The 24930-nt window shown below is 62.7% G+C and carries 19 protein-coding genes; 7 read left to right on the top strand and 12 right to left on the bottom strand.

The features are described from left to right. Positions 1–2: 2 nt before the first annotated feature. Positions 3–743: a YciK family oxidoreductase gene (locus QMX89_RS05695; protein WP_282347355.1), complete on the top strand. Its 741-nt coding sequence runs from the start codon at positions 3–5 to the stop codon at positions 741–743. A gap of 115 nt (positions 744–858) precedes the next feature. On the opposite strand, the gene QMX89_RS05690 is transcribed toward QMX89_RS05695, so the two are convergent. The 7 genes from QMX89_RS05690 to QMX89_RS05660 all read right to left on the bottom strand — a co-directional run bounded on the left by QMX89_RS05690 (position 859) and on the right by QMX89_RS05660 (position 8725). Beyond that, complete coding sequence (locus QMX89_RS05690) at positions 859–1641, bottom strand: iron-containing redox enzyme family protein (protein ID WP_043187704.1); 783 nt, start codon at positions 1639–1641, stop codon at positions 859–861. A gap of 46 nt (positions 1642–1687) precedes the next feature. Then, on the bottom strand, positions 1688–4150 hold the full coding sequence (locus QMX89_RS05685) for an EAL domain-containing protein (protein WP_282347353.1): 2463 nt from the start codon (positions 4148–4150) through the stop codon (positions 1688–1690). A 149-nt stretch (positions 4151–4299) separates the two neighbouring features. Continuing rightward, entirely contained in the window at positions 4300–6126 is a 1827-nt protein-coding gene (locus QMX89_RS05680) for an ABC transporter ATP-binding protein (RefSeq protein ID WP_282347351.1), read from the bottom strand. Then, on the bottom strand, positions 6119–6754 hold the full coding sequence (locus tag QMX89_RS05675; RefSeq protein ID WP_282347349.1) for a DsbA family protein: 636 nt from the start codon (positions 6752–6754) through the stop codon (positions 6119–6121). The genes QMX89_RS05680 and QMX89_RS05675 overlap by 8 nt, the downstream gene beginning before the upstream one ends. 3 nt (positions 6755–6757) lie before the next feature. Continuing rightward, positions 6758–7696: a rhodanese-related sulfurtransferase gene (locus QMX89_RS05670; protein WP_282347348.1), complete on the bottom strand. Its 939-nt coding sequence runs from the start codon at positions 7694–7696 to the stop codon at positions 6758–6760. A gap of 178 nt (positions 7697–7874) precedes the next feature. Next, a complete protein-coding gene (locus QMX89_RS05665) occupies positions 7875–8171 on the bottom strand; it encodes a BolA family protein (protein WP_049860987.1) in 297 nt (98 codons plus the stop codon). Positions 8172–8185: 14 nt separating this feature from the next. Then, positions 8186–8725 carry a DUF2059 domain-containing protein gene (locus QMX89_RS05660; RefSeq protein ID WP_056843206.1) on the bottom strand — a complete coding sequence of 180 codons (540 nt, stop codon included), beginning with the start codon at positions 8723–8725 and terminating at the stop codon, positions 8186–8188. 223 nt (positions 8726–8948) lie between these two features. On the opposite strand from QMX89_RS05660, the gene QMX89_RS05655 reads away from it, so the two are divergent. Then, positions 8949–10325: a class II fumarate hydratase gene (locus QMX89_RS05655; RefSeq protein ID WP_282347347.1), complete on the top strand. Its 1377-nt coding sequence runs from the start codon at positions 8949–8951 to the stop codon at positions 10323–10325. A gap of 96 nt (positions 10326–10421) precedes the next feature. Then, positions 10422–10616, top strand: coding sequence for a DUF6316 family protein (locus QMX89_RS05650; RefSeq protein WP_049860989.1), 195 nt, complete (start codon positions 10422–10424; stop codon positions 10614–10616). A gap of 5 nt (positions 10617–10621) precedes the next feature. Here QMX89_RS05650 and QMX89_RS05645 read toward each other — a convergent pair whose 3' ends face one another. Next, positions 10622–11407 carry a transporter substrate-binding domain-containing protein gene (locus QMX89_RS05645; RefSeq protein ID WP_282347416.1) on the bottom strand — a complete coding sequence of 262 codons (786 nt, stop codon included), beginning with the start codon at positions 11405–11407 and terminating at the stop codon, positions 10622–10624. 246 nt (positions 11408–11653) lie between these two features. Here QMX89_RS05645 and QMX89_RS05640 point away from each other — a divergent pair, with 246 nt between their 5' ends. Both QMX89_RS05640 and QMX89_RS05635 read left to right on the top strand, forming a co-directional pair. Further along, positions 11654–12196, top strand: a complete 543-nt coding sequence (locus QMX89_RS05640; protein ID WP_282347346.1) for an exonuclease domain-containing protein — start codon at positions 11654–11656, stop codon at positions 12194–12196. A gap of 72 nt (positions 12197–12268) precedes the next feature. After that, a complete protein-coding gene (locus QMX89_RS05635; protein ID WP_056843209.1) occupies positions 12269–12550 on the top strand; it encodes a pyrimidine/purine nucleoside phosphorylase in 282 nt (93 codons plus the stop codon). Positions 12551–12584: 34 nt separating this feature from the next. Here QMX89_RS05635 and QMX89_RS05630 read toward each other — a convergent pair whose 3' ends face one another. Next, positions 12585–14342: an ABC transporter ATP-binding protein/permease gene (locus QMX89_RS05630; protein ID WP_282347345.1), complete on the bottom strand. Its 1758-nt coding sequence runs from the start codon at positions 14340–14342 to the stop codon at positions 12585–12587. A 141-nt stretch (positions 14343–14483) separates the two neighbouring features. Between QMX89_RS05630 and QMX89_RS05625 the strand changes: the two genes are divergently transcribed. Next, positions 14484–14663, top strand: coding sequence for a PA1571 family protein (locus tag QMX89_RS05625; RefSeq protein WP_049860993.1), 180 nt, complete (start codon positions 14484–14486; stop codon positions 14661–14663). A gap of 81 nt (positions 14664–14744) precedes the next feature. Here the strand turns inward: QMX89_RS05625 and pdxB are convergent, their stop codons facing one another. Together pdxB and QMX89_RS05615 are read right to left on the bottom strand one after the other, a co-directional pair. Beyond that, positions 14745–15887 carry a 4-phosphoerythronate dehydrogenase PdxB gene (gene pdxB / locus QMX89_RS05620; RefSeq protein WP_282347343.1) on the bottom strand — a complete coding sequence of 381 codons (1143 nt, stop codon included), beginning with the start codon at positions 15885–15887 and terminating at the stop codon, positions 14745–14747. Positions 15888–16211: 324 nt separating this feature from the next. Continuing rightward, on the bottom strand, positions 16212–16691 hold the full coding sequence (locus QMX89_RS05615) for a DUF1289 domain-containing protein (protein WP_049860995.1): 480 nt from the start codon (positions 16689–16691) through the stop codon (positions 16212–16214). Between the two features lie 381 nt (positions 16692–17072). On the opposite strand from QMX89_RS05615, the gene acnB reads away from it, so the two are divergent. After that, positions 17073–19682 (top strand): bifunctional aconitate hydratase 2/2-methylisocitrate dehydratase, encoded by a 2610-nt coding sequence (acnB, locus tag QMX89_RS05610; protein ID WP_049860996.1) that lies wholly within the window; start codon positions 17073–17075, stop codon positions 19680–19682. A gap of 144 nt (positions 19683–19826) precedes the next feature. On the opposite strand, the gene QMX89_RS05605 is transcribed toward acnB, so the two are convergent. Beyond that, on the bottom strand, positions 19827–24686 hold the full coding sequence (locus tag QMX89_RS05605; protein ID WP_134721487.1) for an NAD-glutamate dehydrogenase: 4860 nt from the start codon (positions 24684–24686) through the stop codon (positions 19827–19829). Positions 24687–24930 lie beyond the last annotated feature (244 nt).

Here is a 24930-nt window from a genome sequence, read left to right as displayed (position 1 = left end):
CCATGTTCGATTACTCAGCCCGCCCCGACCTGCTGGCCGGGCGCGTCATACTGGTCACCGGTGCCGGCCGCGGCATCGGCGCCGCCGCCGCGAAAACCTATGCTGCCCACGGCGCTATCGTGCTGTTGCTGGGCAAGACCGAGTCCAACCTGACGGCCGTGTATGACGAGATCGAAGCGGCCGGGCATCCCCAGCCGGTGGTTATCCCGTTCGATCTGCACAGCGCACACACCGCGCAGTACGCCGAACTGGCGCAGATGATCGAGAAAACATTCGGCCGCCTCGACGGGCTGCTGCACAACGCCTCGATCATCGGTCCGCGAACGCCCCTGGACGTGCTGCCCGACGACGAATTCATCCAGGTGATGCAGGTCAACGTGAATGCGACCTTCATGCTCACTCGCGCACTGCTGCCCCTGCTCAAGCAGGCCGAAGATGGCTCGGTGGTGTTCACCTCGAGCAGCGTCGGTCGCAAGGGACGTGCGCACTGGGGCGCCTATGGCGTGTCGAAGTTCGCCACCGAGGGCTTGATGCAGACCCTGGCCGACGAATTGGAAGGTGTCAGCGCCGCACGCGCCAATAGCATCAACCCCGGCGGAACACGCACGGCGATGCGCGCGCAGGCCTACCCGGCCGAGGACCCGGGCCGCAATCCGCTACCCGAACAGATCATGCCGGTGTACCTGTATCTGATGGGACCCGACAGTGCCGGGATCAATGGCCAGGCGTTCGACGCCCAGTGAAATGTGTCCTCAGGACAGGCGCCATCCCGTGCCACGACCGGCCAGCCAGCCTGTCGCGTAACCATGGCGCCGCCTGAGGCGGCCCTGCTAGTGTTGCATCAGACCGCTACGAGCCTTACGCCACCACTCTGTTGTCCAGTGTGGTGGTACGTTGCTGCTCCAGCGCCATGCAGCGTTCCAAGAACAGGAACATGAAGTCGTAGCTCTTGCAGATGGCGTTGCGCAGTTCGGTCTGCTGCGCTTCGGTGGCGTGATTGCCGATCAGCGTGCAGATGATTTCCAGGGCTTCCCATGGATGCTCATCGTCGTACTGGGCGTGCAGGCTCAACCAGCGCATGGCGCGCTTGCGGTTCTGCTCGGGAAACGCCTGGGCATAGGTGTCGTCGGCACAGACCACCGCCGACCACTCGCCGGTGGCCCCTTCGATAGCATAGTTGGTCGCCGCCATGGCAACCGCCAGCGAATCGGTGGCGCAGCTCTGCCAGCACCAATGGCTGAGCGCATGCAGCTCGGCCGGCACATCCTGGGCGATGAGGTCCTGCAGGCTGACGCCATGGGCCTGGCTCCAGTGTACCCAGTAATCGGCATGGTTGAGCTCGACGCGAATATTGCGCATCAACCAGCGCCGCGCCATGTCCTCGCCCGGATGCCGGGCGAAGCGGGTCTTGGTCAGGTTCTGCGCCATGTACAGCGAGAATTGCTCCACCACCGGCCAGCCGCCGATCAGGTAGTGGCGCATGGTGCGCGAGCTCAGCTGGTTGTCGCGCATTCGTGCATAGACTTCATGCTCGACAACCCGCCGCTTGTTCGGCGCACAGTCTTCGATGAGTTTCTGTGCCCATTCGGGATAACTCTTTGCGTCCATCAGCGGACCCAGTCGAATAAAAGGATCGTTCACTGGCAAACCTCCATTTAATTGAGTGAAGAACAGCGGCAAATTGCCCTTATCGGAAAGTGTCGGGAACCCCGAATCGCGACGGCCGCAGTCTGCCCAGATGCCGGCGCAGACTGTCACAGGTAAATACCTGCGGTCGCTCGATCAAGTATCCCTGTGCGTAGTCCACACCAATTTCCAGCAAGGCCTGTTCTATCAGAGGCGTCTCGACAAACTCGGCAATGGTGCGCTTGCCCATGACGTGGCCAATATGGTTGATCACTTCCACCATCGCCCGATTGATCGGGTCGTCCAACATATCTTTAACGAAGCTGCCATCGATTTTCAAATAATCGACAGGTAAATGTTTCAAATAGGCAAAAGAGGACATACCGGCACAGAAGTCATCGAGGGCAAAATGACATCCTAAGCTCTTCAATTCATTGATAAATCGGATCGCGCTACCGAGATTTGCAATCGCGCTGGTCTCGGTGATCTCGAAACATATTAATTCGGCTGGAATCGCGTACAGGCGAAATTGTTCTCGCAGGAACTCGAGAAACTCCTCGTCGCCTATGCTGATCCCCGACAAGTTGATGGCGCAGACCGCCAAGGGGCCCTGATCGGGCTGATCCAGGGTCTGGCGTACCACCTTGAATACATTCTGCACCACCCACCGGTCGAGGGCGGTCATCAAGCCGTAGCGCTCGGCGGCTGGAATGAACACGTCGGGCATGATGATGCGACCGGTTTCATCGCTCAGGCGCAGGAGAATCTCGATGTGTCCACCCGGTGGGCCGTCCTGTATGCCCAGCGCGGCGATTTCCTGTGCATAGAGACAGAAGCGGTTTTCTTCCAGGGCCATGTGCAGGCGCTGAACCCAGGCCATTTCGTCGACCCGCACGGTCAGCTCGCTATCGGCGGCATGGTAGACCTGGACCCGGTTACGGCCCCGTTCCTTGGCCAGGTAGCAGGCCATGTCGGCGGCGCGCATCGAAGCTTCGAGGGTGATCGGTGCCTGGGTCAGGTGCACCATGCCGACGCTTACGGTGGTCACGAAAGGCCGACCTTTCCACACGAAATGCAGGTTTTGCACGGTCTGGCGCAGCGTTTCGGCGAGCTTCTCCGATTCACTGGTGGAGCAGTTCTCGATGAGAATACCGAATTCGTCCCCACCCAGACGCGCCAGGGTATCGCCCTCGCGCAGCCCGGATTGCAGCAACGCACAGATGTGGCGGAGCAGTTCGTCGCCTGCGGCATGGCCACAGGTGTCGTTGACCAGCTTGAACTGGTCCAGGTCCAGGAACATCAGGGAGTGACAACCCGGATAGCGTTGCAGCGCGGTAAGGGCCTGTTCGAGGCGGAACTCGAATTCGCGGCGATTGGCCAATCCGGTCAATGCATCGTGGGTGGCCTGCCAGGAAAGGTTGGCGATGTACTGACGTTCCTGGGTCATGTCGTGCAGGACCAGCACGGTCCCGCTGATGTGCTGGTCGGTCTGGATGGGGGCGCCTACCAGCGTCACCGAGACCGTGCTGCCGTCCAGACGCTGGATCAACTTGGCGTGCTCGCTGCCGCCGCGCAGGTCGCCGCTGACGATGTGGTCGATAAGGGTGAAGCTGTCCTTCTCGGCGTTCTCGTCGAGCAGATTGAACAGCGCCGCCAGCGGCAACCCAACGGCCTGGTCGGCATTCCAATGGGTGAGACGTTCGGCGGCCGGGTTCATGTAGAGAATCGCGCCTTCGACATCGGTAGTGATCACCCCGTCGCCAATCGATGCCAAGGTCACCTGGGCGCGATCTTTTTCCAGCTGCAGCGCATAGGCAAAGGCATGGCGCTGATTGAGCAGCTTGTGCGTGCGCCACAGCGCGAGCACGATCAGCAGCAAGGCGACCAGCAGATTGCTCACCACCAACAGGTATTGCACCGCACGCGAGCCTTCGCCCAGGGCCACACTGAAGGCCATGGCGGCGGGTGTGACCGCGTCGTTGATGGTCATGATCTGGTGTTTCCAGCGCGCCATGTCCGCTTCGGTTGCGGTGCCGGCCTGCTGTGCGGCGTGCATGCGCTGCGCCAGTTCGTCGAGCTGGACCAGGTAGGTGTCACCGGTCTTCCAGTGCGCAATGGCCCTGGACATGTAGCTGACATCGCTGAAGTGACGGTATAGCCAGATGATGTTCTGCATGTCGTCGGGGTGATTGTTACCCTTCAGAATGCCCGCCCGCGCCGCTGCCAGATCCGGCTCGGGCTGATCCAGGGCCAGGCGCAGTTGATGACCGCCCTGGGGAATGGCGATGGCCCGCAGGTATTTCTGGAAAACGTCTTCATCCCGGCTGTCGGCATACAGGTTGAGGTAGTAGATCGCGTCTTTCTGACCCTTGGACCAGAAACTTTCGCCCGCGACATAACTACGCACTGCGGACAGTGCGTAAAGGCTGATGCAACCCAGCATTGCCATCAATCCCACCACGGCGATAAATGGCCAGACGATCCCCAGTAATCTCGGCGTATCGAGAGTCTGCGTGTGCTTCATGAGGTTCCTTGCTTCAGCAATCCAGGCAACGTCCAAGTCAGAACTTCAATCACCGCTGGCACACTTTAGGCTAGTTTCGGAAAGGACCGGCACCGTTTTCTTCGGCGTCGAATGTTTTTTCCATAGCTCGTCGTGACGCCAGGGGCGAATCAAACCTGCTGCAGATAACCGTACAGACGCGCATACAACCCGCCCTCCGCGATGAGTTGCTGGTGGTCGCCATCTTCGGCGATCCGGCCGCCGTCGAATACGAGTACGCGGTCGGCCTGTTTCACCGCAGACAGCCGGTGGGCAATGATCAATGTAGTGCGTCCTCTCAGGAAGCGCCCGAGGGCCTGATGCAGGTTGTACTCGGTGGCCGCATCGAGTGCCGAAGTGGCCTCGTCGAGGATGACCACCTTGGGTTCGGCGAGCACCATCCGGGCAATCGCCAGGCGCTGACGCTGGCCTCCGGAAAGGCGCACCCCCGAGCGGCCTACGATGCTGTCCAGCCCCTGCGGCATTTCCCGTACGGTGCCGTCCAACTGGGCGATCCGCAAGGCGTCCCAACATGCGTGGTCGCTGACATCGCGCCCCATGGTCAGGTTGGCGCGAATGGTATCGTTGAACAGTGCCGGATGCTGCAGCACCACCGCGACGTTATCGCGCAGGGTCTCAAGACCAATGGCCTGCTGCAGCGCGCCACCGAAACGCACTTCTCCTGCCTGCGGCGTGTAAAGCCCGAGCAGCAACTGCACCAGGGTGCTCTTGCCGCCTCCGCTGGCGCCGACGATGGCGACCTTTTCCCCGGCCGCGATGGACAGGTCCAGGCGGTCCAGTACCTTGTCTTCGGCGTAGGCGAAGCTCAGGCCACGAATGTCGATACCCACCGTCTCGCGGTCGCGGAACGGATCGCTGCCGCCCTCATACCTGGGTTCATCGGCACGGGCGAGCAATTCATTAATCCGGTTCAGTGCCCCGCCTGCCGCGTAGTAGGCGTATTGCAGGTTCAGCAGTTGTTCGACTGGCGTGATCATGAACCAGAGGTAGCTGAACACCGCCAGCATCTGACCGATGCTCAGGTCGGAGAACAGCACCGTGAGCATCGCAGCGGCGCGGAAGATGTCGATGCCGAACTGGAACAACAACGCACTGGCACGGCCCGATGCGTCGCTTTTCCACATGGAGGCAACGGCGAAGTCGCGAACTTCGCGAGCGCGCAGACCCAGCCGCCCCAGGAAATAACCCTGGCGATTGCTGGCCCGCACTTCCTGGATGGCGTCAAGGGTTTCGCTGAGTGCCTGGGTAAAGCGCGCCGTGCTGTCGTTCTCGAGTTTTTTCAGGTGCTTGACGTGCTTGCCCAGTACTACTGTGGCGTACACCACCAAGGGGTTGAACAGCAGGATCAGCAGCGCCAGTTTCCAATGCATCCACATCAGGATGCCCGCAGTGCCTGCCAGGGTCAGCATGGCGACCAGAAAGCGACTCAAGGTTTCGCCGACGAATTTGTCGAGGGTGTCCAGGTCGGTGACCAAGTGCGTGGTGACGGTACCGCTGCCCAGACTTTCGTATTCGCTGAGCGAGATGCGCTTGAGCCGCTCGATCAGGCGCAATCGCAAGCGATAGACCACGTCCTTGGCCAGTCCGGCGAACAGCCTCGCCTGCACGACGTTGAACAGCAACGCGCCGCAGCGCAGGGTGAAACTGACCACCAGCATGAGGCCGATGAAGCCGACGGGGATCTGCCAGGCGCTGGGCAGCACCTGGCTCATCCACCGTGTGGCGCTGCCGGCGTGGCCGAGCAGCACTTCATCGACCAGCAACGGCAACAGCAGCGGAATTGGCACGCTGCACAGGGTGGCCAGCACGGCCACCCCATTGGCGGTCCATAGTGCCCGCTTGTGCTGCAGGGCCAGGCGGCGAATTTCACCCCAGCTCAGGCGGTCTGCCGCCCCGTGTAAACCTGTCTCCCCGACGGGGCCGGGGCGGTCATGCATGGGCAGCACGTCCCAGCCAGCGGGCCAACAGCGGCGACAGCTCGGCCAGCGGTCGATAACCATTGGTCAGCAAGGCCAGCTGACCCTCCCGCTCGGCGAGCAGCGTCGGGAAACCTGCAATGCCCAACCCCTGCGCCCAGGCGAAATCCGCCTGGGTGGTCTGCACCCTGTGATCGCTGTCGAATGCCTCGACGAATTCGATGCGCGGCACCCCTGCCCGCTCGGCCAGGCTGGCCAGTTGCGCTGGCTGGGTTACGTCCAGGCGCTCGGTGTAGAACGCCTGCTGGATCAGCTGGACCAGCGGCCACACCAGGTCGGGCGCCAGCTCGCGGACCGCCACGATCGCTCGGCACGCCGGCTCAGTGTCGTAGACGAAGCCTGCTGGCAAGGCCCCTTCGAACGTGAAGGGTTGACCGGTGGCCTCATGCACGGCGTGCCAGTGCTCGAGGATGTAATCGCGAGTGGTGGGTTCCAACGCCGCGCCGCCGCTGCGCAGCCCGCCTACCACGATGTGGGTCTTGACCCCTGCGACCTCGGCCTGATCGATCAGGGCCTGAGCCACGGGAGCGAAGCCCCAGCACCAGGAGCACATCGGGTCCATCACGTAGATCAGGCGGTTGCGCGACATGACTCAGTCCTGAGCGGCTTTGCGGTAATTGTGCCCGATAGGGTGCGGCAGATTGCGCGCGCGAGCCAGTTCGATCTGTTTCTGACGATCAATGGCGCTCTTGCGGGTCTTCTCGCTCAGGCTGTTCCAGCAATGCGGACAACTGACGCCGGGTACATAGTGCTCGCTGGCACGGTCTTCGACACTGATCGGTGTGCGGCAGGCGTGGCATTGGTCGTAGTCGCCTTCGCTGAGGTCGTGGCGTACGGTAACGCGATTGTCGAAGACGAAGCAGTCGCCTTCCCACTTGCTTTCCTGCTGGGGCACCTCTTCCAGGTATTTGAGAATGCCGCCCTTGAGGTGATAGACCTCTTCGAACCCTTCGCCCAGCATGTAGCTGGAGGCTTTTTCGCAGCGGATGCCGCCGGTGCAGAACATCGCGACCTTCTTGTGCACGGCTGGGTCGAAGTGGGCCTTGATGTAGTCGGGGAACTCACGGAACGACGCGGTCCTGGGGTCCACGGCGCCCTGAAAGGTGCCGATGGCGACCTCGTAGTCGTTGCGGGTATCGATCAGCAGGACCTCAGGATCGTCGAGCAACGCATTCCAGTCCTGTGGCTCGACATAGGTACCCACCGTACGATTGGGATCCACACCGGGTACGCCGAGGGTGACGATTTCTTTCTTCAACTTGACCTTGGTGCGATAGAACGGCTGTTCGTCGCAGTAGGACTCCTTGTGGTCGATGTCGTCCATGCGCGGATCGAGCTTGAGCCAGGCCAGCAGCCCGTCGATACCTGCGCGGGTGCCGGACACCGTGCCGTTGATGCCTTCTTCGGCAATCAACAAGGTGCCCTTGATGCCGTTGTCGAGCATGGCCTGCAGCAGCGGCTCACGCATCTCGACGTAGTTTTCCAAGGTGACGAACTTGTACAGTGCCGCCACGACGATCACTTGGGTCATGGGTAAAACGCTCCAGGTGGTCGACCGCGCAAGGGCCGGACCGGTATGTTTTCAGGGGACAAGTCACGAGACAGGTCGGGGAACTGGTTTCAAGGGTACCTGAATGAAAAAACCCGCCAGCGGCATGCCGATGGCGGGTTCTGGATTCTAGCAAGTTTCGAAGCCCAGTGCTCAGGGCTCAGCGCCCACCGCCGGCGCAGGTGGGCGACGCCGGTGCAGCACCGACCTGCGCCCATTCCTGCGGCGTGTAGGTATGCAACGCCAGGGCATGGAACTCGCCCATCAGCTCGCCGAGCGTGCCATACACCAGTTGGTGGCGCTTGACACTGTTCAGGCCGGCGAAACGTTCGCTGACCAGAACCGCCTTGTAGTGCGTCTCGGTGCCACGGCTGTGCATATGGCTCTCGTCGAGCACGTCAAGATGCTCGGGTTGCAGCATCTGCAGCGTGGACACGATGCGTTCCTTCATCGACATCGCCAGCGACTCCGTTATGGCTTCGCAGGCTTGGCCGCACCGGCAGCAGCCTTGGCAGCGCCCTGTGGGTCCAGTTCCTTGGTCATGTCAGCCAGCAGGTTGTTGACCACGGGTACCGCGCTTTCCAGCTTCTGCTGGGTCAGCTGGGCGGACTGCTGGGTCACGGCCGGCATTTTTTCCAGGACTTTCTTGCCCAGTGGCGACTGGTAGAACTTGACCAGGTCCTTGAGCTCCTGCTCGGAGAAGTTGCTGGTGTACAGCTTGACCATGTCAGGCTTGAGCTTCGGCCAGCCGATGGCTTGATCCAGCGCGGCGTTGGCCTTGGCCTGGTAGGTTTCCAGGGTGGCCTGCTTGCTGGCCGGTGCCTTGGTCTGCTCGAAGCGCTGGGCGAACATTTGCTGTACTTGCATGTACACCGGTGTACCCAGCTTGTCCGCATGAGCCATCATCAGGAAGGCTTCGGCGCTGGCGTTGTGGCTGGCGGTGTCGGCAAGGACCTGGCCACTGGCACAGACGAGAACAGCCGCGGTGCAGATGGCGCGAAAACGAGTCATCGAGTTTCCTTATCTAGCAGGCGAGGTAGAACCCCAGAAACGATCATTCTGCGCTCATGTTCGTGCGTCACTCAACCCCGGGCTACGAACGGCAAGTACAGTTTCATGGAACCTGAAGCGGGGTGCGTACCCTAACAGCCAAGGCTGCCGGTGAACCGCAGCGAGACCCGCCCGTGCATCGTCGGGGTGTGACGCGAGATCGACAACAAGGAGCATGAACAGCATGAGTCGTATCGAAACAGACAGCCTGGGACAGGTCGAAGTTCCTGAAGAGGCCTACTGGGGCGCCCAGACCCAGCGTTCGCTGGTGAATTTCGCCATCGGCGAGGAACGCATGCCGCTGCCGGTTTCGCACGCCCTGGCGCTGGTCAAGAAGGCCGCCGCGCGGGTCAACGATCGCAACGGCGATCTGCCGGCCGATATCGCTCGATTGATTGAGCAGGCCGCCAACGAAGTGCTCGCCGGCGAGCATGACGATCAGTTCCCTCTGGTGGTCTGGCAGACGGGCAGCGGCACCCAGAGCAACATGAATGTCAACGAAGTGATTGCCGGTCGGGCCAACGAACTGGCCGGCAAGGGGCGTGGCGGTAAGTCGCCAGTGCATCCCAACGACCACGTCAACCGCTCGCAGAGCTCCAACGATTGCTTCCCCACTGCCATGCACATCGCTGCTGCCCAGGCCGTGCACGCCGATCTATTGCCGGCGATCGCCGTGCTGGGTGAGGGCCTGGCCGAACTGGCCGGGCGACATATGCAACTGGTCAAGACCGGTCGCACGCACATGATGGACGCCACGCCGATCACCTTCGGCCAGGAAGTCTCGGCCTATGTGGCACAGCTGGAGTACGCACAGAAGGCCATCCGCAACGCCCTCCCCGCGGTATGCGAGCTGGCCCAGGGCGGTACGGCGGTGGGTACCGGGCTCAATGCACCCAAAGGTTTCGGCGAAGCGATCGCCGCCGAACTGGCGGCGCTCTCCGGGCTGCCCTTCGTCACCGCGCCGAACAAGTTCGCGGCATTGGCTGGCCATGAGGCCCTGACCAGCTTGTCGGGCGCACTCAAGACCCTCGCCGTGGCCTTGATGAAACTGGCCAATGACTTCCGTCTGCTGGGCTCCGGACCCCGTGCAGGACTGGCCGAGATCAAGTTGCCTGCCAATGAACCAGGCAGTTCCATCATGCCCGGCAAGGTGAATCCAACCCAGTGCGAAGCACTGTCCATGCTCGCCTGCCAGGTCATGGGCAATGACGTGGTGATCGGCATCGCCGCAAGCCAGGGTCACCTGCAGCTCAACGTCTACAAGCCGGTGATCATCCATAACCTGCTGCAATCGATCAAGCTGCTTGCCGATGGCTGCCGCAATTTCCAGGAGCACTGCGTGGCAGGCCTGGTACCGGATGCGCAGCAGATGGGCGAGCACCTCGAGCGCGGGCTGATGCTGGTCACGGCGCTCAATCCGCACATTGGCTACGATAAAGCCGCCGAGATTGCCAAGAAGGCCTACGCTGAAGGCCTGACCCTGCGCGAATCCGCATTGTCGCTGGGTTACCTGAGCGAATCCGAGTTCGATCAGTGGGTGCGACCCGAAGAAATGCTTTAAGCTCTCGCCGCCAGCGCCTTCGTACTTCCTCGATGGCGCCAGCGGTGGACACACCTGATCCACGTCAAAGATCGAACCCTACACAGGATTCCCATCATGTTCGGCAAGCGTGCGCAGGACCTCGTTGAAACCACGCACTTTCGTGCCGAACGGTTCAGTACGGTCAACGGCTTCTACTTTTTCAGCACGCGGGAAAACACCCTCGAAGGCCCGTTCGCGACTCGCGAGGAAGCAGAGCGCGAGAGCCGGGCCTACGTCATCCGCGTATCAGGACGCCAATCCTACCGTTGACCCCCTCAGGGCTTGGCGGCCGGTTGACGCACTGCAACTCGACGGGCGGGTTGCTCCAGTACCGCTACCTTGGCGGGTGTAAAGATGGGCTGCAGTCTGCCGCTGGCATGCATCTGCTGCATCAGCGCGGCGAACTCCTCGGCTGTGATGGGCGCACCGGGGCGCAATAGCGCATAGTGCCGATAGATCTGATCGACTCGTTGGGAGACCAGCAACTGCGCGCCGACCTCCGGATTGTGAGCGATGAAATCCGCCAGGAACGACCGCGTCACCAAGGCGATGTCGGCACGCTTGCGCACGATCATCATCAGGTTGCTTTCATGTGAATACGTCAATACGGCGTTGAAGCGGCGCAACAGGTACTGCGGGTTGGCGTCGAAATCCGCGAACGCGTAGTGATAGCCGTAGAACAACGCCATGCGCTTGCCATCCAGATCGTCGAAGAACTCCTGATCGTTGCCTTGCTTGAGCGCCACGAAGACCTCGGCATCCTCCAGCCCCAGGTCGACCGCGCTGTGCTTGATGCGCTGCCAGCCCCACGCCGGGTTCTCGAACATCGCCATGTCGACCCTGCCCTTCTCGAAGTCCTGATAACGTCGAGCGATCGAGGTGGGCACCAGAACGAAGTGCCAGTTGGTCTGCACCTGATTGAGCTGATCGATGAGCAGGGGCAGCAGGCCTTCGTTGCTGCCTTGTTCGGGATGCACCACATAGGGCGGAAAGTGCGCAGCGCCCACACGCACTTCCTGGGCCGCGTGCGCGCCCAGCCCCCAAAGGGCCAACCCGGCCAGCAACAGACGTGGCAGGGCCGCCTTAACATAACCGTACTTCAAGACAGAGAACCCTCACCAGCCGTTTCGCGAAGCACGTACGCTAGGGGTTTTATGTCGGGCTGACAACTGCTAAACCCTGTATATGCGCCTGACACCCTCGACCCCGCCTGCGGCGGCCTGCCCCGCTCTCCTGTTCCCGGATCTCGGAACTCTTTGCATCAAGTTGGGCTCTAGCCTCTAAGCGCATGTGCCTGGGAGCCTGGTATGCCGCATTGGCTGGTCATCGACCTGGAAGCCACCACCGACGAAGGTGGTTGGCCGGTCACCGAAATGGAAATCATCGAGATCGGTGCGAGCCTGGTCAACCGCGATGGCAGTGAGGTCGACCACTTCCAGCGGTTCGTCAAACCGGTGCGCCGCCCCAGTCTGACGCCGTTCTGCCGCGAGCTGACGCACATCGGCCAGGCGGACGTGGACGATGCAGCGGTTCTGACTCAGGTCTGGAGAAGCTTCGAGCAGTGGCTGGCGCCTCATCGAGGGCAACTGCAGGGTTGGGTCAGTTGGGGCGACTATGACCGCCTGCAGCTGCTGCAGGACTGGCAGCGGCACAACCTGGAGAGCGTGCTGGCGCGGGTGCCGCACATCAATCTCAAGCAGCGCTTCGCCAAGGCTCGCCAATTGCCGCGGCCGCTAGGCCTGACCAGCGCTCTGCAACTGGCCGGCCTGCAGTTCAGCGGCCAGCAGCACCGGGCCCTGGAAGACGCGCGCAACACCGCGCGCCTGCTGCCCATGGTGCTGGCGCCGTAAAGCGGATGACGGCCTGCCAGGGCTTGGGCATACTGGCCAGCCCTTTCCACCCCCTTCGCAAGGAACCGACTCATGTTCAAGGTCAACGAATACTTCGACGGCACCGTCAAGTCCATCGCTTTCACCGAGGCTGACGGCCCGGCCACCATTGGCGTCATGGCGCCGGGCGAGTATGAATTCGGTACGGCCCAGAGCGAAGTCATGCACGTGGTATCCGGCGCCCTGACGGTCAAGCTGCCCGATGCCAGCGACTGGCAAACCTTCACCGCCGGCAGCCAGTTCGATGTACCGGCCAACAGCAAGTTTCAGCTGACCGTGGAAGTGGAAACCGCCTACCTCTGCCAGTACCGTTGATGATTCCGGCCCCCAGCCCTGGGGGCCGTCCGCTCTAGCGACCGAATTGCAGGTGCGCCAGGCGCGCGTACAGTGGGTTGCTGGCCACCAGCTCGGCGTGGGTCCCCAGCGCCACCAGACATCCTTGATCAATCACAGCAATGCGGTCGGCGTTCTGCACCGTGGCCAGACGGTGGGCGATGACCAGCGTCGTGCGGCCCTGCATCAACGTAGGCAAGGCCTGCTGGATCAGGTGTTCACTCTGCGCATCCAGGGCGCTGGTGGCTTCGTCCAGCAGCAGGATCGGTGCATCGACCAGCAGCGCTCGTGCAATCGCCAGGCGTTGGCGCTGTCCGCCTGAAAGTCCCATGCCGGCATCGCCCAGCGGCGTCTGATAGCCCTGCGGCAGCTGCACGATGAAATCATGAGCATGGGCGATGCGCGCAGCCGTCTCGACCTGCTCGGCGGTGGCGTCGGCGCGACCATAACGGATATTGTCCTCGACGCTGCCGAAGAACAGCGCCGGCGTTTGCGAGACGATGGCGAAATGTCGACGCAGGTCCTGCGGGTCAAGCTGGCGCAGATCGATACCGTCGATGAGCAGACGGCCCTGCTGCGGATCGTAGAACCGCAGCAACAGTTCGAACAGCGTCGACTTGCCGGCGCCGGAAGGCCCGACCAAGGCCAGGGTCTCACCCGGCCGAACCGTCAGGCTCAAGCCCCGGATGGCCGGTGCGTCCTCCCGCGTTGGGTAGGCAAAAACCACCTGCTCGAGGGCCAACGCGCCGGTCACCCGAGACGGCAACTGCTGCAAGCCCTCGGTGGGCGGCCGAATCGCGCTACGCGCCTGCAACAGTTCGGCGATCCGTTGCGCAGCGCCAGCGGCGCGTTGCAGTTCACCGACCACCTCACTGAGGGTGCCGAAGGCGCTGCCGACGATCAGGCTGTAGAACACGAACGCAGCGAGTTCGCCGGCCGAAATGCGTCCGCCGATCACGTCCATGCCACCCACCCACAGCATCACTGCCACCGCGCCCAGCACCAGCACGATCACTAGCGCGATCAACCAGGCGCGCTGGACGATGCGCCGCCTGGCCGTGTCGAACGCCTGCTCCACGGTCACGGCGAAGCGTCGCTGGTCCTCGCCCTGGTGGTTGTAGGCCTGCACCGTCTTGATCTGAGTCAGGGTTTCGGCGACGTAGCTGCCGACGTTGGCGATGCGATCCTGGCTCTGTCGCGACAGACGCCGCACCTGGCGACCGAACATCAGGATCGGCGCCAGCACCAGCGGCAAGGCGACCACCACGATACTGGTGAGCTTGGGATTGGTGATGAACAGCAGCACCACGCCGCCGATCACCATCAGCAGGTTGCGCAGAAACATCGACAGCGACGAGCCGATGACCGATTGCAGCAAGGCCGTGTCAGTGGTCAGCCGCGACTGGATTTCTGAGCTGCGGTTGTTCTCGTAGAACGCCGGGTGCAGGTGGACCAGATGATCGAAGACCTGCCTGCGGATATCGGCGACACAGCGCTCGCCGATCCAGGACACCAGGTAGAACCGCGCAAAGGTCCCCGTCGCCAGGGCCAGTACCAACACCATGAACACCGCGATGGAGCGGTTGAGCAGGTGCGTGGACTGGGTCATGAAGCCCTGGTCGACCAGCATCCGAATGCCCTGCCCCATGGACAGGGTGATACCGGCGGTGACCAGCAACGCCAGCAGCGCGCCGATGGCCTGCCATCGATAAGGGCGTACAAAACGCCACGCCAGGCGCAGGCCACGACGTTGACTTGAAGACAATAGCTGCAAGGGGGATGATCCGTATTCAGAGGGTCCACAAGCCTACACCCGGACGCGGGATCGACTACAGTGGAACTCCATGAATCGCACAAAGTCAGCTAGGAAGCAGGCCGTAACAAACGGCGCAAACACCTGAAGAGGAGACAGGCCATGAGCTCGCATGACGACACGCAGAAAAGCATCGAAGTGGTACGGGTGCACCCCCATGAGCCCGTCGGTGGTTCGATCATCGACGAGCAGGGCCGCGAAGTGCCCATTACCGAAGACATGGTGCAGGAAGCCTGTCGCGAGCTGGAAGAGCACGTCGTCAAACCCGCTGGCAACGTCTGATCGAACCACTCGCTTCACTGCCTTTCAAACCCGGCCCTGACAGAAATGACAGACGGCCGGGTTCGTGTTTCTTGGGCTCGGCTAAACCAGGACCGCACCCAGGGCGGCGACGATGCGCTCGAGCACAGGTGCCGGGCCGTCGATACGCACGCGCAGGCCTTCGATCTCGCGGCGTGGTGGGTAATGCTTGCGCAACTGGTCGAAGGCGAGTCGCTGCCGATCGGTGTCCGCGTCCAGGCTGCGGCGGAAATCGGCATCATCACGACGGGGGTCGTAGACACCGCGGCACAGCATGGCCAGCGCCCAGTCCGGATCGGTGTCGGCGCTCAGGTTCACCTCTCCCAGCCAGGGTTTGGGTAACAGGTCTTGTAACTGCACGTCGGCATTGCGCCCGAGGAACTCGCACAAGGCTTGATAGATCTGCGCCGTGCCACGGCGGCGACCGTCGAGGCTGTAGCCGGCGATGTGCGGCGTGCCGATCACGCAGCAGTCGGCCAGTTCGCGATCGACCGCAGGCTCCCACTCCCAGACGTCGAGTACCGCTTGCAGGTCTTCGCGCGCCAGCAGGACGTGACGCAGTGCGACGTTGTCGATCACCGGGCCGCGCGCGGCATTGATCAGCCAGGTGCCCGGTTTGAGGGCGCGCAGACGCGCTTCGTCGAACAGGTGCCAGGTCGGATGAGCGCCGCTGCGGGTCAGCGGCGTGTGCAGGCTGATCACGTCGCAGTGTTCGACGATGTGCTCCAGGCTGACGAAGTCACCGCCTTCGCTGGTCTCGCGAAAGGGATCACATACCCGCACGTCCCAGCCCAACCCGCGCAGTACCTGGACCAGTCGCCCGCCGACCTGCCCGGCACCGACGATGCCGTAGCAACGCCCGTTCAGCGGCAGGCCTTCGACCTCGGCCAGGGTCAGCAGGCTGCCCAGCACGTAGTCGACTACACCACGGGCATTGCAGCCCGGGGCACTGGCCCAGCGGATGCCGGCCTCGGCGAAGTGGTCGAGGTCCAGATGGTCGGTGCCGATGGTGCAGGTGCCGACGAAGCGCACCGGGCTGCCTTCAAGCAAGGCGCGGTCGACCTGGGTCACCGAGCGCACCAGCAGAACGTCGGCCTCGGCAACCGCCGCGCGATCGATCGACCGGCCGGGATAGCGACGGATTTCTCCAAAGCCTTCGAAGAAAGCGTCGAGCAGCGGGATGTTTTCGTCGGCGACTATGAGCATGGGGTATCCAGAAATATAGAGTGATCGGGGTAGCCTGTTCGCGGGCAGAGACCCGCTCCCACACAACAGCGAGCGCGGTCCCTGTGGTAGCGAGGTAGCCTGTTCGCGGGCAGAGACCCGCTCCCACACAACAGCGAGCGCGATCCCTGTGGGAGCGGGGTAGCCTGTTCGCGGGCAGAGACCCGCTCCCACACAAGTGCGAGCGCGGTCCCTGTGGGAGCAGGGTAGCCTGTTCGCGGGCAGAGACCCGCTCCCAGACAACAGCGAGCGCGGTCCCTGTGGGAGCGGGTCTCTGCCCGCGAAGGCGTCACCACGGAGTCAGCTTCAGATAATGCGCTGTTCGGTCAGCTCGCGCACGAACGATGGCGCGATGTAGCGCTGGTAATGCGCCTCCGAGAGAATGAAGAATTCCCGATCGATGGCATCGCGCAGTTGTGGCAGATCCCAGTCGCGGAACTCGGGCAGCAGCACCAGCCCATAGGCTTCCAGGTTGTTGATCACCCGCGCACCGCGGGCGATCAACTGGTAGGCCCAGCAGTACTCCGACTGCCGCTCGACGAAACGTATCTTGCGTTGTTCCAGTTGTTGGCGCAGCTTCAAGGGGTCGAACACTTCCAGCTTGGCCACCATGACCTGCACCAGCAACTGCTCCAGCCGCACCCACACCGCGCGTTTCTGCGCTTCGTCGTAGCCGTTCCAGTGAATGACTTCATGGTGGTAGCGCTTGCAGCCACGGCACACGAGGTCCCCGTAGACGGTCGAGCACAGGCCCACGCAGGGCGTCTTGATGGAATGGTTGGACATGGCGAATCAGCACACTGGACGGTGGAACACCGGGCGCATGTTAGTCCTTTGTCTAACAGGGGTCACCCCAGAAATCGTGGGGCTTAACTTAACTTCCTGCGCGAATTAACGTAGAATCATGCAGCCTTTTTAGGCGCCAATGTCCATTGGAAGCTGTTTTCAAAGCGTCACGAGCACAGTCGATCCAGTAGAAGGGTGTTGGCACCGTTCATCCGGTGCCAGCCCTCATCAGTTTTCCCTTCTACAGGCGTAAAACTTTGAAAACAGCTTCTGTAAGGAATACCTGCCTTCCTGGCTGAACGGCCGAAAAGCCCGTGCGCATGGATGCAGGCATTCCCTGGATGAGCGTCCCTTCCGGGACCACTGATGAGGGTAATAACTGTGCTTGAAGCCTATCGCAAACACATCGAAGAGCGTGCCGCCCAGGGTATCGTGCCCCAGCCGCTTAACGCCGAACAAACCGCAGGCCTGGTCGAGCTGCTGAAGAACCCTCCCGCCGGCGAAGAAGCCTTCCTGGTCGACCTGATCACCAACCGCGTACCACCAGGGGTGGACGAAGCCGCCTACGTCAAGGCCGGTTTCCTTTCCGCCGTGGCCAAGGGCGAAGCCACCTCCCCGCTGATCGACAGCAAGCGTGCCGTGGAACTGCTCGGCACCATGCAGGGCGGCTACAACATCGCCACCATGGTCGAACTGCTCGACGACGCCACCCTGGCGCCGGTGGCTGCCGAACAGCTCAAGTTCACCCTGCTGATGTTCGATGCCTTCCACGACGTCGCGGAAAAAGCCAAGAACGGCAACACCCACGCTCAAGGCGTGCTGCAGTCCTGGGCAGATGGCGAGTGGTTCAAGAAGCGTCCGACCCTGGCCGACAAGATCAGCCTGCGGGTCTTCAAGGTCACCGGCGAAACCAACACCGACGACCTCTCCCCGGCGCCTGACGCCTGGTCGCGCCCGGACATCCCGTTGCACGCCTTGGCCATGCTGAAAATGGCCCGCGAAGGCATCGTGCCCGACGTTCAGGGCTCGATCGGCCCGATGAAGCAGATTGCCCAGATGTACGCCGACGGCTACCCCGTGGCCTACGTGGGTGACGTGGTCGGTACCGGTTCGTCGCGTAAATCGGCGACCAACTCGGTGCTGTGGTTCTTCGGTACCGACATCCCGTACGTGCCGAACAAGCGTGCCGGCGGCTTCTGCTTCGGCACCAAGATCGCTCCGATCTTCTACAACACCATGGAAGACGCCGGCGCCCTGCCGATCGAGTTCGACGTGTCGAACATCAACATGGGCGACGTGATCGACCTCTACCCGCACCAGGGTAAAGTCTGCAAGCACGACAGCGACGAGGTGATCACCACCTTCGAACTCAAGACACCCGTACTGCTCGACGAAGTCCGCGCTGGCGGCCGTATCCCGCTGATCGTCGGCCGCGGTCTGACCGACAAGGCACGCGCCGAGCTGGGCCTGGGTCCGACCGATCTGTTCAAGCTGCCCGAAGCCCCGGTCGACACCGGCAAGGGCTACACCCTGGCGCAGAAGATGGTCGGCAAGGCCTGTGGCCTGCCCGAAGGCAAGGGCGTGCGTCCCGGCACCTACTGCGAACCGAAGATGACCACCGTCGGCTCCCAGGACACCACTGGCCCGATGACCCGCGACGAACTCAAAGACCTGGCCTGCCTTGGTTTCTCGGCCGATCTGGTCATGCAGTCCTTCTGCCACACCGCGGCCTATCCAAAGCCGATCGACGTGACCACCCACCACACCCTGCCGGATTTCATCCGCACCCGTGGTGGCGTGTCCCTGCGTCCAGGCGACGGCATCATCCACAGCTGGCTGAACCGCATGCTGCTGCCGGACACCGTCGGCACCGGTGGTGACTCGCACACCCGCTTCCCGATCGGCATCTCGTTCCCGGCCGGTTCCGGCCTGGTGGCTTTCGCAGCCGCCACCGGCGTCATGCCGCTGGACATGCCCGAGTCGGTGCTGGTGCGCTTCAAGGGCACCATGCAGCCAGGCATCACCCTGCGCGACCTGGTCCACGCGATTCCGTACTACGCCATCCAGAAAGGCCTGCTGACCGTCGAGAAGAAAGGCAAGATCAACGCCTTCTCGGGTCGCATCCTGGAAATCGAAGGCTTGAACGACCTGACCGTCGAGCAGGCATTCGAACTGTCCGACGCCTCGGCCGAGCGCTCCGCCGCCGGTTGCACCATCAAGCTGCCGGAAAAGGCCATCGCCGAGTACCTGCAGTCGAACATCACCCTGCTGCGCTGGATGATCAGCGAAGGCTACGGCGATGCACGGACCATGGAACGTCGTGCCCAGGCCATGGAAGCCTGGCTGGCCAACCCGGAACTGCTGAGTGCCGATGCCGACGCCGAATACGCCGAGATCATCGAAATCGACTTGAGCGACTTGAAAGAGCCGGTCCTGTGCGCACCGAACGACCCGGACGATGCACGTCTGCTGTCCACCGTTCAGGGCGAGAAGATCGACGAAGTGTTCATCGGTTCGTGCATGACCAACATCGGCCACTTCCGCGCTGCCGGCAAGTTGCTCGACAAGGTCAAGGGCCAACTGCCGACCCGTCTGTGGCTGTCGCCGCCGACCAAGATGGATGCCCATCAGCTGACCGAAGAAGGCTACTACGGCATCTACGGCAAGGCTGGCGCGCGCATGGAGATGCCGGGCTGCTCGCTGTGCATGGGTAACCAGGCACGCGTGGAACCCAACTCCACCGTGGTGTCGACCTCGACCCGTAACTTCCCGAACCGCCTGGGCGATGGTGCCAACGTGTACCTGGCGTCCGCCGAGCTGGCTGCCGTTGCTTCCATCCTGGGCAAGCTGCCGACCGTCGAGGAGTACATGGAGTACGCGGCCAGCATCGACAGCATGGCTGCCGATGTGTACCGCTACCTGAGCTTCGACCAGATCGCCGAGTTCCGCGATGCCGCGGCCAACGCGAACATTCCGGTGGTTCAGGCTTGATACCACGCTGAAATGAGCTGCACAAAAAAACCCGTCATTTGACGGGTTTTTTTGTGGGTGGAGGTAAATGTCGCAGTCAGCAGGTCCGACGCTTTCGCGGGCAAAGCCCGCTCCCACAAGGACCTGCAGAAATCAACGCTGGCCTCAACTGACTTGCACCCCCCCGCTCAACGCCAGGTCCATCAGCTCACGATTCGCCACCGCATACATGGCGTAATCGGTCCCTGTTGCCGCCTTGATCTCGTCGAGCATGGCGCGCCAGCGCTTGACCATCACCTCATGCTGTTCCAGCCACAGATCCAGGCGCTCCTCGACGTCTCCAGGTGCGTCCTGCATCTTCAGCACGGAGATGGTGATTGCCCGTTGCTGCAGGTCGATGTCGTCGCGGAAAGCCTCGCGGGCCAGCGCCTGCCAGTTGTTCTCCACCGGCAGGCTGCTGATCTGCTGCAGGTACCAGGTCAGGTCCAGCTTGCTGCCCACGGCGAAGAACGCCTTGGCCACTTCGGCGGCATTCTGACCGGTTACATCCGATGCCTCGATGATCGGCAGCAGCGTGTACAGGTGGCTGGTGCCAGCGACCATGCGCGCCAGCAATTCCGGCACGCCTGACTCGACGTAGCCCTGGTAGCGGGCCTGCCAGCGCTCGCGGGTCGGCCCCTCGAGTAGTTCGTCGAGCTTGAGACCCAGGGCCGCGATATGCGGACCGAAGTGCGCCACGTCGCGACCGGCGTCCAGCTCGTTGCGGCGGCTGCGCAGGAACCAGCGGGTGGCGCGACGGCCCAGGCGCATCAGCTCGTCCATCAACGCCAACTGCACATCGGCGGAGACCTGATAGTCCAGCGCCTCGATCTGGCGGAACCAGTGCGGCAGGTGGAAGATGTCGCGCACGATGGCGTAGGCGCCGACCACGCTGGCCGGCGTCATGCCCGTGGACTCCTTCAAACGCTGGACGAAGGTGATGCCCATGTTGTTGACCAGGTCGTTGGCGATCTGGGTGCTGACGATCTCGCGCTTGAGGCGGTGGCTGCGCATGGCCTCGGCGTATTTGCTGACCAGCGACGGCGGGAACGCCGTTTCCATGTCGCGGGTCAGGTAGACGTCGTCGGGTACCGGCGAGGCCAGCAGCGCTTCGTTGAGGTCGATCTTGCTGTAGGAGATCAGCACCGACAGCTCGGCCCGGGTCAGGCCCTGCTTGTTCGCCACGCGCTCGTTGAGCTGCTCCTCGGTCGGCAGGAATTCGATGGCCCGGTCGAGCTTGCCACGCGCCTCGAGGTCGGCCATCAGACGACGGTACTCGGCCAGGCGCTCATAGGCCTTGCGCGCCGCCAGCGACAACGCCTGGGTCTGCTTGTAGTTGTTGCCCAGCACCAGATGGCCGACTTCCTCGGTCATGCTGCCCAGCAGCAGGTTGCGCTGCTTCTCGGTCATGTCGCCGGCCTGCACGGCTTCGTTGAGCAGGATCTTGATGTTGACCTCGTGGTCGGAGCAATCCACCCCGGCCGCGTTGTCGATGAAGTCGGTGTTGGTGGCACCGCCGTTGAGGCCGAACTCGACACGCCCCAGTTGGGTCATGCCCAGGTTGCCGCCCTCGCCCACCACCTTGCAGCGCAGCTCGTTGCCGTTGACGCGCAGCGCATCGTTGGCCTTGTCGCCCACATCCGCATGGCTTTCGTCGCTGGATTTGACGTAGGTACCGATACCGCCGTTCCACAGCAGGTCGACCGGTGCCTTGAGCAGCGCATTGAGCAGCTCGGTCGGGGTCAGCTTGTCGGCCTTGATGTCGAAGCGTTCTTTCATCTGCGCGCTGATGGCGATGCTCTTGGCACTGCGCGAGAAGATCCCGCCGCCGGCGGACATGATCGAGGTGTCGTAGTCGCTCCACGCCGAGCGCGGCAGGTCGTACAGACGCTGACGTTCGGCGAAGCTGCTGGCCGGTTCCGGGTTGGGGTCGATGAAGATATGCAGGTGGTTGAACGCCGCCACCAGTTGCAGCTTGTCGGACATCAACAGGCCATTACCGAACACGTCGCCAGCCATGTCGCCGATGCCGATGACGGTGATGCTGTCTTTCTGCACGTTGATGCCGCGCTCGCGGAAATGCCGCTGCACGCCGACCCAGGCACCCTTGGCGGTGATGCCCATCTTCTTGTGGTCGTAGCCTGCCGAGCCGCCCGAGGCGAACGCATCGCCGAGCCAGAAACCGTAGTCGATGGCGATGCCGTTGGCGATGTCGGAGAAAGTCGCGGTGCCCTTGTCCGCAGCCACCACCAGGTACGGGTCATCATCGTCGTGACGCACGACGTTGGCCGGCGGCACGACGCTGCCGTCCTTGAGGTTATCGGTGATGTCGAGCAGCCCGGAGATGAAGATGCGGTAGCAGGCCACCGCCTCGTTCTGCACCTCGTCGCGGCTGCCGCCCAGGGGCAGGCGGCGCGGAACGAACCCGCCTTTTGCGCCCACCGGCACGATCACCGAGTTCTTCACGTGCTGCGCCTTGACCAGGCCCAGCACTTCGGTGCGGAAGTCTTCCTCGCGGTCCGACCAGCGCAGGCCACCACGGGCCACGTTGCCGAAGCGCAGGTGAACACCCTCGACCCGTGGCGAGTAGACGAAGATCTCGAACTTGGGCACCGGCTTGGGCAACTCGGGAATCAGCTTGGGGTTGAACTTGAAGCTGAAGTACGACTTCACCTGGCCATTGCTGTCCGGCTGGTAGAAGTTGGTGCGCAGAGTGGCCTTGATCAGGTCCAGGTAGCGACGCAGGATGCGGTCTTCGTTGAGCACCTGAACGTCGTCCAGGGCGGTGAGAATCGCCTGTTCCAGACGCTGCTGCTTGTCGTCCAGGTCGTCGCCGGCCAGCTTGCGTGCCAGGTAGAAGCGGGTCTTGAACAACCGCGTCAGTTCGCGGGCGATGTCGGTGTGGTTGTTCAGGGTGCTGGCGATGTAGCCCAGATCGAAGCCCAGGCGAATCTGCTTGAGGTAGCGCGCGTAGGCACGCAGCAGGGCAACGTCGCGCCACGGCAGGCCTGCGGTCAGCACCAGCCGGTTGAACGCATCGTTCTCGGCGTCGCCGCGCACGATGTGGACGAAGGCGTCCTGCAGGGTGTCGTTGAGTTGCTGGATGTCCAGATTCAAGCCTTCGCTGTAGGTGAAAGCGAAGTCATGGATCCAGTACTCGCGGCCGCTGCGATGACGCAGGCGGTACGGGAACTCGCCGAGCACGCGCAGGCCCAGGTTCTCCAGGATCGGCAGGACGTCGGAAAGCGCCAGCGGCGTGTCGGCGTGGTACAGCTTGCAGTGCAGCTGGCGTTCACCGCTCTGCGCCAGTGGCTGGTAGAAGCTCATCACCAGCGGGCGGGCTTCGGACAGGGCCAGCAGGTGCTGCATGTCCACCACTGCCGAGTGCGCCGCGAAGCGCTCGCGGAAACCGGCCGGGAAGCCTTTCGGGAAATCGGCCAGCACGTTGGTGCCGGCGGCCTCGCCGAAGCTTTCGATGGTCAGGCTGGCGTAGTCGTCCTGCCACGAGCGGCAGGCCTGGATCACTTCGTTTTCCAGCTGCTGCGGGTCGATGTCGATGCGGTTCTTCGGATCCACACGCAGGATCAACTGCACACGCGCCAGCACCGACTCGGAGAAGAACGTCCAGAACTCGCAGTCCGTGGCCTTGAGGCGCTCCATCAGCACCTGTTGGATCTTCTGCCGCACTTCGGTGGAATAGACGTCGCGCGGCACGTAGGCCAGGCAGTAGCAGAAACGGCCGTAAGGGTCCTTGCGCAGGAACACGCGGATCTTGTTGCGCTCCTGGATCTGCACGATCGACATGACCGTGCTGAACAGCTCGTCGATCGGCGTCTGGAACAGGTCGTCACGCGGCAGCACTTCGACCACCTGGGCCAGTTCCTTGCCCAGGTGTGCCTTGGCATGGAAACCGGAGCGGCGTTCGATCTCGGCGACCTTGCGGCGAATGTAGGGGATCTCGCGCACGCTCTCGCCATACACCGACGAGGTGTACAGGCCCATGAAGCGGCATTCCTTGAGCACCTTGCCGTCGGCATCGATCTGGCGGATCGACACGTAGTCCGGATAGGCCGGACGATGCACGCGGCTTGGATGGGCCGCCTTGGCGAAGGACAGCAGCATCGGCTCGTGCAGATATTGCACGGCGTAGTCTTCGATGTGCAGTTCTTCGCTGCTCAAGCCGGCGCGCAGCAGCCGGGTCAGGCCGAGGAAGGACGCGGGGTCGTAGCTGAGCTGACCGCCCTGGGCGTCGGCATCGACCACGAATTCCTCGTAGCCCAGAAAGGTGAAGTGGTTGTCGGTCAGCCATTCGAGGAAGGCCTTGATCTCGGCCTTTTCCTGCTCGTCGCTGGCGAACGCGGTCTGCTCCACCAGGGCGATCATTTCGCGGACCTTGGCCTTCATCGGCTCGAAGTCCTGCACCGCGATGCGCACCTCGCCCAGCACCTGCTCCAGCTCGCGAGCGAGCACGTTGAGTTCGGCGGCGTTGGCGCAGCGGTCGATTTCCAGGTACATCAGCGATTCATGCAGAACGTCTTCGCCCTGGGCACCCTTGGCCAGCACTTCGAGCAGCTCGCCCTGGCTGCCGCGGCGCACGCTGAGTACGGTGGTCTGCAGGGTATGAATGCTGTAGCCGCGGCGGTTGAGCTCGGTACGCACCGAGTCCACCAGGAACGGCAGGTCGTGATGCAGCACCTCGACGGCGGTGTGGGTGGACTGCCAGCCGTGACGTTCGTAATCGGGGTTGTAGACCCGCACCTGCGGCTTGGCATGATCGAAACGCTGCAGCAGTCGCCACGCCGACAGGGTGCAGCCGGCCAGGTCGCTGAGGCGGCGCTGGGTGAGTTCGTCCAACGAGATGATGCCGAAGAACTGATCGGCGAACAGCGCCACTTGTGGCAGTTGCTGCTCGCTGATGTGCTGAGCCAGGGCCGATTGCAGTTGATGCTGGAAGTCGGCTTTGCTGGCTGCGGTGAAGAACGCCATCTGTGGTACTCCGCTTGGGCTTTGTTATTGGGTGAAGCGTCGCAGGTCACCCCGGTTCGGATCAACCATAGCCAATCCGGCGCTGCAGGGCGACATTCAAGAGGTCCAACGACCTAGCTTACCCAGAGCCCGGCATGCACTCTTGCGGTGCGGCGACATATTCGGTCATGCAGGAGTTATCGTACGAGCCCGCTGGCACGGGCGTTCCAGCCACCTCGCAGCTTTACCGGTATAATCGCGCCAC

Source organism: Pseudomonas sp. PS01301, assembly GCF_029960215.1.
Taxonomy (GTDB): Bacteria; Pseudomonadota; Gammaproteobacteria; order Pseudomonadales; family Pseudomonadaceae; genus Aquipseudomonas; species Aquipseudomonas coleopterorum.
The sequence above is the reverse complement of the archived record's forward strand: the minus strand, read 5'-3'. Positions and strand labels throughout refer to the sequence as shown.